The following is a 15,520-nucleotide window of genomic DNA, read 5'->3' on the forward strand; positions in this document are numbered from 1 at the left end:
AGGCACCATGAACATTCGCATCATTTGGACCCTCGCGCTGTCGCTGATGGCGGTCGACGCGTCAGCTGAACCTCTTCAACTCACCACGGCCGATTATGATCGAGCCGCTCGTTTCCTGGCTAGAAACCAGGAGGCGTCGGTTTTGAACGCAGAGGTGTCGATACACTGGCTGCCTGGAGAGGATCGGTTCTGGTATCGCCGCAGCGTAGGCGTGGACCGGACGGAGTTCGTGGTGGTCGACGCCAGTGCCGGCGGACGCCGGATGCCGGCGTTCGACCACGCTGCGGTAGCGGCAGCGCTATCGAAAGCCCTCGAAAGGCCGGTCGAAGCGGACAGGCTGCCATTCCAGACCTTTCGCTACGGTGCGAGCGGTGCCGTCGAGGCGATCATCGACAACAAGCTCTGGTCGTGCAGCGGCGCAACGATGGTCTGCAGCGGCGCGGCAGCTCCCGAGCCATCGATGACCGAAGTCGCGTCACCCGACGGCAAGTGGTTCGCCTACGTCGAAAACGATAATCTTTGGGTTCGGCCTGCTTCGGGCGGCGAGAGCTTCGCGCTTTCGGCGGGCGGCGCGCCAAACTACAGTTTCGCGACGCATCCGGGTTCCGCTATGGTCGAGACCCAAGCGCGGATCGAGGGGAGGGCATCGTTACCCGATGTCGTCTGGTCTCCCGATTCCAAGCATATCCTGACCCAACGGCTCGACGACCGGCAAGCCGGTGAAATGGGCTTGATGCAATCGGCCGCGCCGGATGGGTCTGTCCGGCCCAAGCTCCATCGCTGGGCTGCGTCCGTTCCGAACGATCCCGTGCCTTCGGTCGTCGAGCCGTGGGTTTTCGACGTGGCGACACGTCGTGGGCGCAAGATTGACGTGCCGCAGGTGGCATACAGCTACTTCACACCGGTAGCCGCCAAGGAAAATTGGTGGTCACGAGACGGACGAACAATTGGCCTGGTCGCGCGCGACCGTTACCGCAAGACCCTGACACTATATGCGATTGACCCGGAAACCGGCGGCGCGCGCACGGTGCTTTCGGAGACCTCCAAAACCTTTATCGAGGCCAACCTCATGCTCCGTCGTCCGATGGTTGCATTGCTCGAGAGCGGTGATGTCTTGTGGTTCTCGGAACGCGACGGCCAGGGCCGCCTTTATCTGTACGGTTTGAATGGCAAGATTAAGCGCATCCTCACGCCAGGTGCTGGTCAAGTGACAAATGTCGTCCGCATCGATGAGGCGGCGGGCTTCATTTGGGCGCGGATCAATGGGCGCGAGCCGGGTGCGGACCCCTATCAAAGCAATCTTTACCGGATCAGTCTTCGAACTGGAACAATGTTGCGGCTCACGCCCGAGAAAGCAGAGCATGGCGCAGGTGCGAACGACGACGCTGCCCTTGAATATGACGGCGACCCCTTGGTTGGGGCAGAAACGACGACCAGCATCTCGCCGAGCGGGCGATTTTTCGTCGACACCTATTCAACCGTCAACACCTTGCCGGTCAGTGTAGTTCGCCGCGCTAATGGACAGCTGGTTTCCATCTTGGAAAAGGCCGACCTGACACCGCTTAAGGAAAGCGGGGGCGTTACCTTGCCCGAACCGTTCACCGTCAAGGCCGCAGACGGAACGACCACGCTTTATGGCGTGCTCCTGCGGCCCTCGAACTTCGATCCGGCAAAACGTTACGCGATAATCGATCAATACTATCCCGGACCCCAGAATCGCCGGACGCCCGGAACATTCACCGGCGCGATGTTCGACTATTCTTTCGCACAGGCCATGGCCGAGCTTGGCTTTGTCGTGGTGCTGGTCGACGGACGCGGCACGCCTGGTCGATCCAAGACCTTCCTCGATTTTTCATACGGTAAGATGGCCGACGTCGGCACCTTGGAAGACCATGTCGCGGCGATACGTGAACTGGCAAAAGCCCGGCCGTGGATGGATGTGGACCGGGTTGGAATCTACGGTATCTCTGGCGGCGGGAATGCCACGGCGCGGGCCATGTTCCTGTACCCAGATTTCTACAAAGTCGGTGTCGCGCACGCCGGGAATCATGACCTGCGCGGCTACCTCATCGACTGGGCCGAAACCTACAATGGCCCGATCGTCGGGAACAATTATGCCGCCACGTCGAACGCGGCGATCGCCAAGAATCTCAAGGGCAAACTGCTCCTCATGCATGGCGACATGGACGCCAATGTGCCGCCCGCGCTGACCATGCAGGTCGTCGACGCATTGATCAAAGCCAACAAGGACTTTGACATGCTGTTAGTCCCAAACCTTAGCCATGCCTGGAACGACTACACGACACGGGTAACGTGGGACTACATGGTCCGAAACCTGATGGGAGCTGTCCCACCCAAGGAATATCAGATGTCGAAGGTTGAACCATGAGACCGAAGAAGGTCTCGGTCAGCCTGGCTGCAGCCCTCACCTCGGTCTCGGTCGGAACCACGTCGACCGCGGCGCAAGAGTCAGCGCGTGTGCAGGCGGCTATCGCCGAGCCGCAAGGCCTGGTTACGCCGGGCTGTACGGCAGGAGTGTTCCGCAATGGAAAAATCGCCGTGCTGGCCGCGTCGGGCGCAGCTGACATCGACACGCACCGCGCCTTGAACGTCGATACCCAGTTCAATGCGGCCTCCGTGTCCAAGCAGTTCACAGCCCTCGCCGTGAACCAGCTGGTCGCGAAGGGGGAGATCGGACTGAACGACGATGTGCGGCGGTGGCTGCCCGAACTGCCCGACTATGGCCATCCCATCACGGTGGCGATGCTGCTCCACCATACTGCAGGTATCCGCAATGATTTTTGGCTGATGGCATGGGCGGGCCACGCAAGCATGTCGGCGGTAACGCGCGCCGAAGCGCTACAGATGGTTCTGCGGCAAAAGCATGTCGACTTTGAGCCGGGCACCCGATTTGCTTACTCGAATGGCGGCTATCTTCTACTTTCCGAAATCGTGGCGCGCGTCTCGGGCCTGCCGTTCGAAGTCTACGTCCAGCGAAAAATTCTCTCGCCTTTGGGCATGGCGCGCAGCTTCATCCTGGCTGGCCGCCCGAGCGGCGATACAAATCTTGCGAAGGGATACAGCCTGGAGGGTGGCAAGGTGACGCTTGCCAACGATCATTCGCTCTTCGGCGGCTCGGGCGGCTTGATGACGACGATCGGCGACCTCGCTCGCTGGGACCATGACATCGACAGTGGGCATGTCGTGTGGACGCCGCAGATCAAGGCGCTGATGCTGGAGCCGGGAAGATATACCGATGGATCGGTGGTGGCCTATCCTGGCAAAATCTACGCTGCGGGTATTCTTCTGGGCCCCCGCTGGTTCAGTCATACCGGCGGACTTCCTGGGTTCCGCACGCTTTACGCGCGTCTGCCTGACGGCCGCACCGGTGTCGCCCTCCTGTGCAATCGGGGCGACGTCGACGTCTGGGCTCGGGCCAACGCGGTCATCGCCGCGCTCGACGGGGGCTTGCCGCCGGTCAACGAACCTGCGCCCCTGCCTCCCGCGCTGTATGGTCGATTCCGGTCGGAAGACCTAGGTGTTCTCTACGATTTCACGCCGGCGGCTGACGGTGCCGTGACTCTCGCTGTGTTACCGGATGGCGCCAACCAGCCTCGGCGCTCTCTTTTGCTGCAGCGCCTTCCGGACGGCAGTTACTTCCCCTTGGACGGGGACAAGCTTGTGCCTGATGCAAACGGCGATCGCTTCACAATCGAGTCCGGATCAACGCGGATGGAGTTCAGCCGCGTGAGGGCGCCGTGAACAAATCGGCACGCCATTCCCCCATGGCAGCGCAGGCGGCGTTGTTTGGTCGCCGCGCCGCGCAGGTAAACGAGAATTCTCTAAATCATCTTATTGAATTTATTGGAGCAAAATCCGGTGAATAAAAGCAATACAACAAAGCTGTCGCTCGGCAGGCGATCGTCCCCCGACGGAAAAGGCCTCTCGGTTGGGGTCGGTTTCGCGACGCGAGATTATCGCAAACAGCTCATGCGCGATCTGATGGATCGCGAGAAGGTCGATGCTCTCGCGTTCACGTCGTCAGAGTATTTCAAGTTTGCAACGAATTTCACGGCGGATGTCCTTGGGCACGAACGTCCCGGCATCTGCGTTGTCCCGAGAAACGGAGAGCCGTTCGTTATCTTGCACGAGCTGTCCATGAACAATTGGCGGTTCGGCATCGAGGCTGATCGGCTCTGGACGGACGACGCGGTGTTTTATTCGGAACACCCCCGCGTCAATTCTCGACTTCCGCTTATGTATCAGTGGAACGAGCTGCTCGCTTCAAAGCTCGAAGAGCGTGGCTTGCAGCACTCGCGGATCGGCACCGACGGCGTGCTTCTGCCGCGTGTGGCCGAGATCCTCCAGCGCGTCCAGTTTGAGAGCGTCGCGCGACAATGTGAACGACTACGCTGGGTGAAGCACGAAGAAGAGCTGGTGGTCATGGCGGCCGCGGCTTCGCTCGCCGACTGGGTTCAGGAGAGGTACCGGGAAAATATTCGACCCGGCAGGCTGGTGGCTGAACTTGACGCAAGCATGTCTGCCCTCATGGCCGAAGAAGCCGGGCGCCGAATGCCCGGAACCGACTTTCAGATCTACTGCTGGACTCTCTCTGGCCCTGTGAGCGCCTCTCCGCACGGCGCCGGGAGCGCTTTCGGAAATCTGGCCGGCGCGAGGGTCGAGACCGGCCACGTGATGGTCAATTGTGTGTACCCGGCGATTGACGGGTTGTTCATCGAGAACGAGCGGACCTGGTTCTGCGGAAAGCCGACGCCACGCCAAATAGCGCTTTTTGAAGCCGCGCGTGCCGCGAATGAGGCGGCTTGCGAAGCGGCGGTGGCAGGCCGTCCGGTATGGACCGTCGATGCCGCTGCTCAGGATGTCTATCAGAGAGCGGGCTTCGCGGAGATGATTTGCCATCGGACTGGACATGGTCTCGGGCTTGGCGGCCACGACTTTCCTATCGATATGTCGTTCAACAGTACACCGATGCCGGCTCGACTGGCGCTGTCCATCGAACCTGGAATCTACGAATATGGGCTCGGAGGGTTCCGGCACGATGACACGGTTATTGTCGGTGAGAAGCCGCAGATCATGACCCAGACGGCGAAAGATCTCAAAAGCCAGACTATTCTCTGACCGCGCCTCTTTGCGCTCACAATAATATTGCGCAGCGCGGGAGCGCTGCAACCCTAGCGAGAGGTCATAGCATGTTTTACGACGAGGGGCAGGCGCTGCACCGTTCCAGCATCGTGATCGATGCTGTGTGTCCGCTCGCCTTGGAGAGCTTCGAATATTTGGAGTGGTACAGGGAAGGGGGCGTTTCGACGCTTGCCCCGACCGTCGGCGCCCTCGGAGGCGTCCGTGAAACCATGGCGATGATAGCTAAGTGGCGCCGCGTGTTGGCAGATCGGGATGATTTGGCGGCTGTGCGAACGGTCCAGGATATTGTCGATGCAAAGGCTGCGGACAAGCTCGGAGTATATTTTCATTTCCAAGGCATCGAACCGTTTGAGGGCGATCTGAACCTCGCCGAGATATATAAAATCTTGGGCGTTGGCATGGTGCAGCTGGCATACAACGTCAAAAACCGCGTGGGTGATGGGTGCGAAGAGAGAACCGATGCAGGCTTGAGCGCATTCGGGCTCAAGCTGATCGAACGTCTGAATGATAACAAGATCATCGTCGACTGCAGTCACACGGGTCTTCGGACCTCGCTCGAGGCGGTGGAAGCGTCTCGTGACCCGGTGGTTCTTTCACATTCCAATGTTGCCTCGGTTCATCCGAGCCGAAGAAACGTCGCCGACGAACTGATCGACGCGGTCGCGAAGTCGGGCGGTGTCATAGGGATAGTCGGCTTTCCGGCGATGGTGTCCTGTGATCTGGCGCCAACGCTCGATCAGTTCATTAATCACGTCGACGCTATCGCCAGCCGCGTTGGGATCGAACATGTCGCGCTCGGGCTCGACTATTACGCCGGTCAAGCGGGCGTCGCGAGCTATGCCGATGCCAAGCAGCAGTACGACAAATTCGTGGAAGCCGGATTATGGGGGCCCACCTATCCGCCGCCGCCTCACAATTATCCTGCTGGCATCGAAACGCCCAAGACATTGGCTAATCTCACCGTCCGGCTCCTCGATCGCGGGTATTGCGAAACAGAGGTGCGCCAAGTGCTGGGCGGTAACTGGATGCGGGTGATGCAACAGGTCTGGGGCTGATGCATTCCTCCTTGACGCCCGACGCGCATGTATATCCGCACCCCGTCCGCGCTTGGTGGGGCGTAGCGGTCCTGTCATTCGCTCTTCTTGTGAGCCTCACCGATCGCCTCATCATGAGCGCATTGGTCGATCCGATGAAATCGGACCTTCATCTTAGCGATTCAGCGATCGGCGTGCTGCAGGGCATCGTGTTTGCCGTGGTTTATGCGTGCGCAGGCTTGGTTCTTGGCCGGGCGGCTGACCGCCAGCGGCGGCTGACCATTCTCTTGGTCGGTGCGACCACTTGGTGCCTTGCCACGATCGCATGCGGTCTGGCCACGTCCTACTGGCAACTTGTTTTGGCGCGCGCACTTGTCGGCATCGGCGAAGCCGCGTTGGCACCTGCCGCCGTGTCGATCGTAGCGGACAGCTTTCCTCCGGCTCGCCGGGGGACTGCGACCTCTGTCTTCTTTGTAGGATCTTATATCGGAGCGCCCGTCTCGATTGCGGTGGGCGGCGTCATGCTGGGCCTCGCGCAGGGAGGGAGTTTCAGTGGCGTCCCGATGATCGGGGACATTTCTCCTTGGCGGATGGTGCTGGTGATTGTCGGGGTCGCGGGTATGGTCGTTCCCGTCCTCCTCCTGAGTCTTAGGGAGCCGAACCGCCAAGACCGCCCCCGCGCAGAGACGCTCGGCGTGATGATTCGCCATTTCGTCACGGACTGGCGGATGCTCGCGCCGCTATACTTGGCCATCGGGCTCATGAACATCGGAGACTATGGAATGTTCGCCTGGTTCCCCACCGTGCTTTCCCGCCAGTTCGCCATACCACCGAAAGAAATTGGCCAATGGTTCGGTATTCTGACCGCCGCGACGGGGATATTGGGTTGCTTGGTCGCGGGGCCGGCGTCCGATCTGATCGCGCGGGCTGTCGGAGTTCGAGGGCGGCTGTTCCTCCCACTCGCGGCCGCCTTGATTGCATCAGCGGGTGCCCTGCTGATCGCGAAAGGTGACGCGGGTGCCGTGTTCAGCGGGTTGGCGCTGTGGGTCTTCTTTTCAGCCATCAGCAACATCGCCGGCATCGCTGCACTGCAGGCGGTGATCCCGAGTAGATATAATGGTGTTGGCATCGCGTTGCTCGCGTTCTGCAACGTTATGCTCGGTCTCGGGTTAGGCCCCGTGCTGGTGCCGCTAGTTACCGAGCACGTCTATTGCGACCCACTTTTGGTGGGCTGGGCAGTTGCCACTGTTGCAGCCTCAGCCGCGATCCTGGCGGCATTGCTGTTTCTCGTATCGAGCCTGGGCTTGTCCCGCCGGCGATTGGGTCCCGATTAAGACCACTTGCGCAGTAGCCGCAATTGGTCGCTTGAAATCGTCCGCCCGAGATACTGGCGAACGTCAGCTATCGTGAATCCCCGCGCGAAAGCTGCCCGTCCGAAATCGGCTCAATGTCCGCATCAACCCCGAAATTCCCCAGCAGAGAGCGATCTCCGGTCTGCCCCTGGAACGCCAGTTGAATGGCGCTCGGCCGATTTCGTGATACTGCGCGACGATTGCCATTCGCCGGGGAACGCCGTCTTGTTTCGATTTTCGCTTTTGTTGCTGTTGTTTCTGCACGGGATTCCGGCCCTGGCGGCCGAACCGCTCGTCGTTGGCAACGCGCCGGTCGATCTGGCGGGCCATCTGGATGTGCTGGAGGATGAGACCGGCAAGCTGACGCTCGGTGACGTCGCGCTCGGGGCCGAGCGGCATAAGTTCAGGACGGTGCGGGGAAGCTATAATGGCGGTTTCGCAAAGCGCGGCAGTGTCTGGATCCGGTTTCGGCTCGTATCGGCGGGACCGATTGCCGGCCGGGATACCGAGCGCTTTCTTGTGCTTAACCCTTCGAATCTTGATAAGGTGCGCGTTTATGTTGCGAAGGTTGCGCACCCGCGTTCTCCGCTCGATTTCGAAAGTTTTCTGACCGGCGCCGGCCAGCCCTATGAGTTGCGGCCGATCCCAAATCCGGGTTTCGTCGTCCCGGTCGAACTTCGGGGCGAGCCGCAGCTCGTGCTGGTGAAGATCGAAGGTCGCGCGCTCCAGACGCTCCGCGCTTCGATCGAGACGCGCCAGTCGCTGACCGGAATCGATATGGCGCTCTGGCTGTTCGCGGGCGCCTATCTGTGCGCATGCATCATCGTCGCCGGGATCAATTCCGCTTTCTGGTTCTGGCTGCGCGAGCGCTATTATCTGCTCTATGCCGCCTACGCCCTGTCGCTGGCGTTGATCGGATTCTGGCGGGCGGGTTTGCTCGTCATGCTGTTGCCGCGGTCCGCGCACGACCTCTATTTTCCGTTTCAAGGCGCGGCATCCGGCCTGTCGGCGGCGATCGGAATGCTGTTCCTGGCGAGCTATTTGCAGCTGAGAACGATCGCCCCGCACACCTTCCGGCTGATCGGCATGATCATTGCGGTCAGCCTGGCCTTTGCCGTCGCGATCTTCGTCGATCAGGGACACCGGCTGCTGATGCCATTGGCTCTGGTGGGGGTCGCTCTGGTCACGATCGTAATGCTTCAGGTGGTGCGGCTCGCGGTCCAGGGCTCGAGACGCGCCAGAATCTATCTGTTGTCCTTCACGCCGGTCAATGTTGCGGTGATCGCGCTCATTGCCCGCAACCTCGGCTGGATCCCGACGAGCGCGCTCATCGAATATGGGTTCCAGATCGGCGGCCTGCTGCATCTGGTCACGATGACGATCGGGCTGGGCAGCCGGATTGACCGCGCCGAGCGCGAACGCCGCGATGCCGAGCAGCGGGCGCTGTTCACCGCGCAGGCCGCCGAACGGCACGCGCAGCGTATCGCCGATTTGCGGACGCGCGAGCTTCAGGTGGCCAAGTCGGATCTCGAAACCGCACTCGCCGCCGAACAGCGCGTTTCGCGTGAGCAGTTGCAGTTCATCGACACCGTCTCGCACGAATATCGCACGCCGGTGGCGGTCTTGCGGACGAATCTCGACCTGCTGCGGATGGCGAAAGGAAAAGGCGCCAGTCCATCGGAGCGTTCGCTCAAGCGCATGGGCGATGCGATTTCGCGGCTGACCGAGATCATCGAGATCAGCCTGCGCAGCGATCGCATCTCGAGCGAAAGCGTAACGTCCACCAAAATAGCTGTCGAACCGGGCTCACTGGTCGAGGATGCGATCCATATCGCACGCAACGTCCACGCGGGCCGCAGCGTCGTTTATCGGGCGGATGAGGGGTGCGGACGGATCGCCGCCGATGTGCCGATGCTCAAGACGGCGCTGGCGAACGTCATCGACAATGCGCTCAAATATTCGCCCGACGACAGCGAGGTTCACGTCCGCCTCCACCCCGCCGGCGATCGCCATCTGTCGATATCGGTCGCCGACGAAGGGATCGGGATAAGTGAAAAGGACCGGCCCTTCATCTTCGACAAATATTATCGGGCCGCAGGCGCCGCGAAGCGTGCCGGCGCGGGCATCGGGCTGCATCTGGTCCAGACCATCGTCAAAGCGCACGGCGGCGAGATTGAGCTTGCATCTTCGGGCGCGGGGACCGAATTCCGGATCATTCTGCCCGTTGACGAACAACCATGAAGGAGGGCCGCAGCCATTGCCGAACATCCACCTCATCCTCGTCGAGGATCACGCAGACCTCCGCGACAGCCTGATGGAGTGCCTCGCCCAGTCCGGATATGACGCCGTGGCGGCGGGATCGGCGCTGGAATTCTACAAGCTGCTCGCCTCGCACCGCTGCGATGTCGCGATCCTCGACCTCGGGCTTCCTGACGAGGACGGGATGTCGATCGTGCGCTATCTGCGCCAGGAAAAGCCCGATACGCGCATCATCCTGTGTACCGCTCGCGGGACCACCGCCGACCGCATCGCCGGCTTGCGCACCGGCGCCGACCTCTACCTCGCCAAGCCGGTGGAATATGCCGAGCTGGAGGCGGCGATCCAGAGCCTTTCGCGCCGGATCGGGAATGCCGGCGAGAACCGGTCGAGCCGGCCTGACGACGACTGGGTCTTTCATCGCCAGAATCTCCGGCTGATCGCGCCCAATGGATTGTGGGCGCCGCTGACGACGCAGGAATGCCGGTTCGTCGGGTCGTTCGTGGCGGCGGGCGGCAGTCCCGTGGCGCGAACCGTCCTGCTCGACGCACTGGGCTATGCCGACGACGAGTCGGGCCACCGCAGCCTGAACGCCGTGCTGGTCCGGCTGCGTACGAAGGTCGCGCACGCCACCGATTTTGCGCTGCCCGTTCAGGCCGTCAGGGGACAGGGCTATCTCGCGCACCAGCTGCGCGGCGCATAACGTTCGGGCTTCAATATTCCACGGTGACGACCACCGTATCGGAATAGGTGCCGGCTGGTGGTGTCGTCTGCGCCGGCACGCGGGCATAGACGGGCAGAGTCTGTGCCGCGCCCGCCCCGGTGCCGGACAGACGCTGCGCCCCGCTTACTCCCCACGGCTGCGACCGGGCGCCGTCCTTGTAAAGACCATAGGTTATAGCGTCGCCGCCCAGCGCCATTTGCCGCGTCGTCGGGCCGGTGCCGGTCAGGCCATTGTCAAGCGCGACGGTGTAGCCGAGGCCCGGAGTGCAGGTCACATCGATCTCGCCCGTGGAATCGACGTCGGCGGCAAGCCCGCCCTGATTGCCGAAATCGATATTCTGCGCGGCAACGAAGCAGTTTGCGTCGATTTCGGCCTGAACGACTACCGGCCCGGCGGTCTTGGTATTGGTCATAATGGCGGAACAATCGCTGGGAACGCCCCCATAGTCCACCGCGTTCAGCATGACGTCGGTAGCGGTGAGCGATGAGGTGTAGAGACCGGCCGACGCGGCTTGTTGGGCCCCGAAGACGCGGCCATAGACATTGATATTCTGCGTTCCGCCTGCGCCCGAGAAATCGAGCGCGACTGGCGTGCCCAGCGAAGGATCGAGCCGCGTGCCCCAGGGTATCGTACGCGCCGCGTCCTGATAGAGGTTGTAGTCGAGGATGTCCGCCCCGCTCAACATATGGCGAAGGCCGGCAGTCGCGCCGCCCGAACCGGCACCCAGACTAATGCAGGCGCGCACTCTCGCGCCGGTGACGGGCATACAGCTGACGCTGACGGTAGCGGCGGTGTCGACGGCTGCGCCGGCTAGCGTATCGACGGAGCCGAAATCGACATTCGAAACGTTGAAGCTGCAGTTCGCCGCCTGCGCCTGCGCCGGACCGGACGAGAGGAAGAAGAACAGCGGGGCTGCCAGTATCAGGATCAGGCGAAACATCGATGCTTACTCCCGTTCGAGCGGGCGGCAGATGACGCCCGACAGAGTCGCCAGCCTTCCCGGTTGCGATTGATAGGCGAAATCCGCGACGCAGCGCCCGCCGTCCGGCAAGGCGACGACCGCACGGTTCTGCGGGCCGAGGCCGCCGGCATACGCCTGGCCGTCATAGCCGACGATAAAGGTTTCGGGGTTGCCCTCGACCCGCCCCGTCGCACCCAGCGGCAGCAGCGCGCCTTGCGGGTCGCGCAGCACGATCAGCGCCGCGGGGGTTTCGGCATCGACGTCGAAGCGGACGGTCACCCCGCTGCGGTCGGCGGGTACGGCGACCTCGCGCGTGCCCCCGACCCGCGCGTCGAGCGGCAGATGGCGGGGGTCGATCGAAATCCGGTTCGGCTGCCACGAGCGCAAATAGGGCAGCAGCAATTTGCCGTCGCCGTTGGACCGGCCGATCGGCCGGTTTTCATAAGCGACGTCGATGCCCGGCGCGCCGGTATCGACCACCGCGAAGGCGTCGTCGATCCGGTTGGCGAGGAACAGGCCTCCGCCGGCAACGACGACCGACCCATCGATCTGCGCGGTAGCACGGAAATCGTCGCCGATCTGCTCGACACCGCCCTTCAGCCGGGCGAAGGCGGCGCGATAGCTTCCCGCCGCAAGGCGCTGGGTGCGGTCGCCCTCGACGCTGCGCAGCCGCCAGCCATAGCTGCCGATCTTGTCGTCGATGCGCCGCGCAAGTTCGGTCGTGACATAGGTGTCGCCCGACCGCGACGAGACCCCGACCGACCCTTGCATACGGCCGCCGAAGCGGAACGACAGGCCGACGAAGATGCCGAGCGACTTGCGACGCTCGAAATCCTTGAACAGGCTGGCATAGAGGATGCCGCGACGCGAGAATGAGCGATGCGTTGACACCGAGAGCAGCTGGGACCGGTTGCCCGCAGCGGTTTCGAGCCGTGTATAGCTAAGCGCCATCCGCGTCCGGTCGAAGGGTAAGGGTCCCGATATCGTCACCTGATCGATGGCTTTTGGCGGCGCCGCGAGGCTCCAGTCGAATGTTGGCACGTTGCTGGCGTCGAATGTGACCGACGCGATGTCGTGATAATCTCCGAAACTGTGCTGCGACCGTGCGTTGAGCCGCAGGTCGCCGAGCGCGAGTTGCAGGCTGCCCGCCAGTTGGTAGCCGTTATCCCCCCGATAGCGGCTGGCCGACCCCGCGAGCGAACCAATCGCGAACGATCCGAGATTGAATGCCGCACCGATCCCGCCGTTGCCCAGCCCGCCGCCGCCCTCGGCATGTCCTTCGAGCGTCAGCCAGTCGGACAGGCCGCGGCGCACGGTCCCCGACATCATCAGGTCGCCGCCATAATCATTGGATCTCGATCCGAAATTCTGTCTGGCAAAACCCGCTTCGACCGAAAAGTCCCACAGACCCGGCGCGAGCAGGAGCGGCGACGCGAAAAAGGAGGATTGCGACACCGTCTCGCGCCCGAGCGCGTCGGTCACCACGAGCCGGGCGACGCCCGCGTCGGTGATGATCGGAACATTGGCGACCCGGATCGGCCCGCCTTCGACCTCGGTGGAAAGGCGGCGGACGTTGTTGACATATACCTCGACGGTCGACGGCACCGCCGCGGACCCCGAAAGATCGAGCAGCGGAATGGTCACCAGGTCGGGCCGCAGGCCGAAGTCGCGCTGGATCTGGATGCCGCCGAGCCGCACCGACCGGGTCCATTGCAATCCGCCCGACACGATGTCCGCGGCGCGATAGACGATCAGCGATCCAGGGTCCGAATAGGACCAGCTCGTCGCCAGCCGGACATGTTTCTTGTCGCCGCCCGACGATGCCCGGACAATGTGGCTGCTGCTGAGCAGGCCTTGCGGCCCAAAGACCCGGCCTTCGACCATGCCCGACACGCCGCCGGTGCTGCCGAATGTGCTAGATCCCTCGTCGCCCGCCGTTGCAAAGAGCGTATAATTGACCAGCGCGCCGAAATCGCGCTGCGCCGGCGGGGTTCGGATGCGCCCGCCGCGGCCGCCGGCATCGATGACGCGGGTTGCGCGGCTTTCGGGCGTCGCGGTGAAATCGATGCGCTGGCGCGCTTCATCATAGGCGAAGGAAACGCCGGGCAAGCGCGCGATGTCGACCAAGCCGTCGGGCCGCACAGCCCGCGGGTCGGGCTGCAGGCCGACATTGCGGAGTTGGGTCGGATCGATGAGGAGAGTGCCGCCGGCTTCTTCGCGAAAGGCGGCCACCAGCTTCGTCGGTTCGCCGTTGACAAAGACTTCGAGCTGCAAATCACTTTCGGGCGCGGCATAGGCAGCGGCGGCGCCATAGCTGGTCGACGGAAAGTCGCGCGCCAGCGCTCCCGATACCGGTGCCGCAGCGCATAGCCCCGTCAGCACAGGCAGGAGGACGCGGGAATTACGGCCTGGGCAGGCTGGCGGTCGCATGGACGGGCCCCGTTCGAGTCTCTGCGTCGATCCGGAGCGTATCGCCGGCGGCGGGTTTGCCGCCGACGAACCAGCGAGCGACCGAATGGCCGAGGACATAGCCGACGAGGCCGCCCTGCTGCGCCGCGACCTGACCGTCGCCGCCGCTCAGGCGCAGATTGGCTATCCTGGCGTGCCGCGGCCCATCATTGCGCGCCGTGACGAGATAACCCTTCTCCCGCCGCTCGACGTTCCACGACAGCGCCGGCTCGCCGCGCGCCGTCGGGGTGAAGAAGACGGGGATCGAGTGGCGGACCGCGAAATCGATCCCGTTCGCGCGCTCGCCGCCGTCGAGCGGAAGCTCATCGACGATCAACCGGTAGCTTTCCTCGCCGGTGGTCGGCGCTTTGGCCGTTCGGACGACCCGAATCAAATTCTCGCCGCCGACCGGAACGACCGCGAAGGGTGGACTGGCGACCACCGCGTCGCTCGCCTCATATTGATCCTCGCCGCCCTGCTGAGTCCATCTGAAGATCCGGACCTGGATGGTGACGGGCTTGGGGCCGTCGTTCCAGACCCGCACGATCGACGTCGCGGCGGGTGCCGGCAGGTCAATCGACACAGGTGCGACCCGGAGCGAGGCGGCCCCAAGGGGACTTGTGCCCAGCATAAGGCCGGCAAGTCCCAAGGCGAAGCGGGCAACATTGCGCATCTTCGGTACCGGATGATCAGTAGGTGACGGTCAGGGTGATCGTGTCGGTGTAGGTGTCGGCGGTCGGCGTCGTTTGAGTCGCGAGCTGGCCGTAAACGGTATAGGGCTGCGGAGCGCCATTGCCCGTTCCGGTTTGCGTGTCGGCGCCGATGGTCTCGCCCCACAATGTGCTGTGAGCGGCATCCTGATAAAGCGCATATTCGACCGTTTCGGCACCGCTCCCGGTCATGAACCGCGACGCGACGCTCGCGCCCGCGCCCACGCCGGCGTCGAGCCCGATATCATAAGGGGTCCCGTTGGAGCAGGTCACGTTGACCGTGCTCGTCGCCGTATCGTTGTTGAGAATGCCGACGGTTCCGAAATCCATGTCGGTCGCGGCGGTGTCGATCGCGCAGCTTTCCTCGATCGTGATCTGGACGGTGAAGGTGTCGTCGGTCGTGGTCTGCGCGAAAGCCGATGGGGCGACGAACAAGGCTGTCAGGCCGATTGCGCCCAGTATTTTACGGCGATGAGTCACGTCGGTTCTCCTCAATTGGTGGAAGGCAAATGATCTGTTCAGTTTCGGGCATACGGTGTTTTTTCTCAAATCAAGCAAGCGCGAATATTCTAAAAATATGAGCGCACTTGATCTATTCATATCGAATTAGCTTGTAGAAATCACATTTTCACCGGAGCGTGCCGAATTGATAAGATGGAGATACTGACTCTACTGCACAGAAAATTGACATAAAGATATTTGTCGGACTTTTTTGGGTATTTCGATGATGATCTCGTATTCTAAATATGTTCCGGCAGGACTTATGGTTTCAGAAATCCTAGGCCGTGTTGACAAAAGGGATTCCCAAAGCGGGCTGCGTCTGATTCAAGACTGCTTTTTGAGGAGCAGTCATGGGTCGCGGGGATTTGTCG

The 15,520-nt window shown here is 62.3% G+C and carries 11 protein-coding genes; 7 read left to right on the forward strand and 4 right to left on the reverse strand.

Features of this window, described 5'->3' with window-relative positions:
- Positions 1-7: 7 nt before the first annotated feature.
- The 7 genes from HDC35_RS19330 to HDC35_RS19360 all read left to right on the forward strand — a co-directional run bounded on the left by HDC35_RS19330 (position 8) and on the right by HDC35_RS19360 (position 10,508).
- Positions 8-2,389, forward strand: coding sequence for a prolyl oligopeptidase family serine peptidase (locus HDC35_RS19330; RefSeq protein ID WP_184649029.1), 2,382 nt, complete (start codon positions 8-10; stop codon positions 2,387-2,389).
- Positions 2,386-3,762 carry a serine hydrolase gene (locus HDC35_RS19335; protein ID WP_184649030.1) on the forward strand — a complete coding sequence of 459 codons (1,377 nt, stop codon included), beginning with the start codon at positions 2,386-2,388 and terminating at the stop codon, positions 3,760-3,762. Before HDC35_RS19330 ends, HDC35_RS19335 begins: the two co-directional genes overlap by 4 nt.
- Before the next feature lie 117 nt (positions 3,763-3,879).
- Entirely contained in the window at positions 3,880-5,139 is a 1,260-nt protein-coding gene (locus HDC35_RS19910; protein ID WP_221438352.1) for a M24 family metallopeptidase, read from the forward strand.
- Positions 5,140-5,210: 71 nt separating this feature from the next.
- Positions 5,211-6,218, forward strand: coding sequence for a membrane dipeptidase (locus HDC35_RS19345; protein WP_184649031.1), 1,008 nt, complete (start codon positions 5,211-5,213; stop codon positions 6,216-6,218).
- An 89-nt stretch (positions 6,219-6,307) separates the two neighbouring features.
- Positions 6,308-7,531, forward strand: coding sequence for an MFS transporter (locus HDC35_RS19350; protein WP_184649032.1), 1,224 nt, complete (start codon positions 6,308-6,310; stop codon positions 7,529-7,531).
- 243 nt (positions 7,532-7,774) lie between these two features.
- Positions 7,775-9,790, forward strand: a complete 2,016-nt coding sequence (locus tag HDC35_RS19355; protein WP_184649033.1) for a sensor histidine kinase — start codon at positions 7,775-7,777, stop codon at positions 9,788-9,790.
- 16 nt (positions 9,791-9,806) lie between these two features.
- Positions 9,807-10,508 (forward strand): response regulator transcription factor, encoded by a 702-nt coding sequence (locus HDC35_RS19360; protein ID WP_184649034.1) that lies wholly within the window; start codon positions 9,807-9,809, stop codon positions 10,506-10,508.
- 10 nt (positions 10,509-10,518) lie between these two features.
- On the opposite strand, the gene HDC35_RS19365 is transcribed toward HDC35_RS19360, so the two are convergent.
- Genes HDC35_RS19365 through HDC35_RS19380 form a run of 4 tightly spaced genes read right to left on the reverse strand, consistent with a single transcriptional unit; the run spans position 10,519 to position 15,128 of the window.
- A complete protein-coding gene (locus tag HDC35_RS19365; RefSeq protein WP_184649035.1) occupies positions 10,519-11,469 on the reverse strand; it encodes a spore coat U domain-containing protein in 951 nt (316 codons plus the stop codon).
- Between the two features lie 6 nt (positions 11,470-11,475).
- Positions 11,476-13,920 carry a fimbria/pilus outer membrane usher protein gene (locus HDC35_RS19370; RefSeq protein ID WP_184649036.1) on the reverse strand — a complete coding sequence of 815 codons (2,445 nt, stop codon included), beginning with the start codon at positions 13,918-13,920 and terminating at the stop codon, positions 11,476-11,478.
- Positions 13,892-14,611, reverse strand: coding sequence for a molecular chaperone (locus HDC35_RS19375; protein WP_311770801.1), 720 nt, complete (start codon positions 14,609-14,611; stop codon positions 13,892-13,894). The genes HDC35_RS19370 and HDC35_RS19375 overlap by 29 nt, the downstream gene beginning before the upstream one ends.
- 16 nt (positions 14,612-14,627) lie before the next feature.
- Positions 14,628-15,128, reverse strand: coding sequence for a spore coat U domain-containing protein (locus HDC35_RS19380; protein WP_221438354.1), 501 nt, complete (start codon positions 15,126-15,128; stop codon positions 14,628-14,630).
- Between the last annotated feature and the right edge of the window lie 392 nt (positions 15,129-15,520).

Source organism: Sphingopyxis sp. JAI128 (assembly GCF_014207235.1).
In the GTDB taxonomy this organism is placed as follows: Bacteria; Pseudomonadota; Alphaproteobacteria; order Sphingomonadales; family Sphingomonadaceae; genus Sphingopyxis.

Bases quoted from the DNA above. Each gene is read 5' to 3' on its own strand.
- HDC35_RS19335 (WP_184649030.1), top strand. From the start codon at position 2,386: ATGAGACCGAAGAAGGTCTCGGTCAGCCTGGCTGCAGCCCTCACCTCG.
- HDC35_RS19365 (WP_184649035.1), bottom strand. From the start codon at position 11,469: ATGTTTCGCCTGATCCTGATACTGGCAGCCCCGCTGTTCTTCTTCCTC.
- HDC35_RS19345 (WP_184649031.1), top strand. From the start codon at position 5,211: ATGTTTTACGACGAGGGGCAGGCGCTGCACCGTTCCAGCATCGTGATC.
- HDC35_RS19370 (WP_184649036.1), bottom strand. From the start codon at position 13,920: ATGCGACCGCCAGCCTGCCCAGGCCGTAATTCCCGCGTCCTCCTGCCT.
- HDC35_RS19330 (WP_184649029.1), top strand. From the start codon at position 8: ATGAACATTCGCATCATTTGGACCCTCGCGCTGTCGCTGATGGCGGTC.
- HDC35_RS19375 (WP_311770801.1), bottom strand. From the start codon at position 14,611: ATGCGCAATGTTGCCCGCTTCGCCTTGGGACTTGCCGGCCTTATGCTG.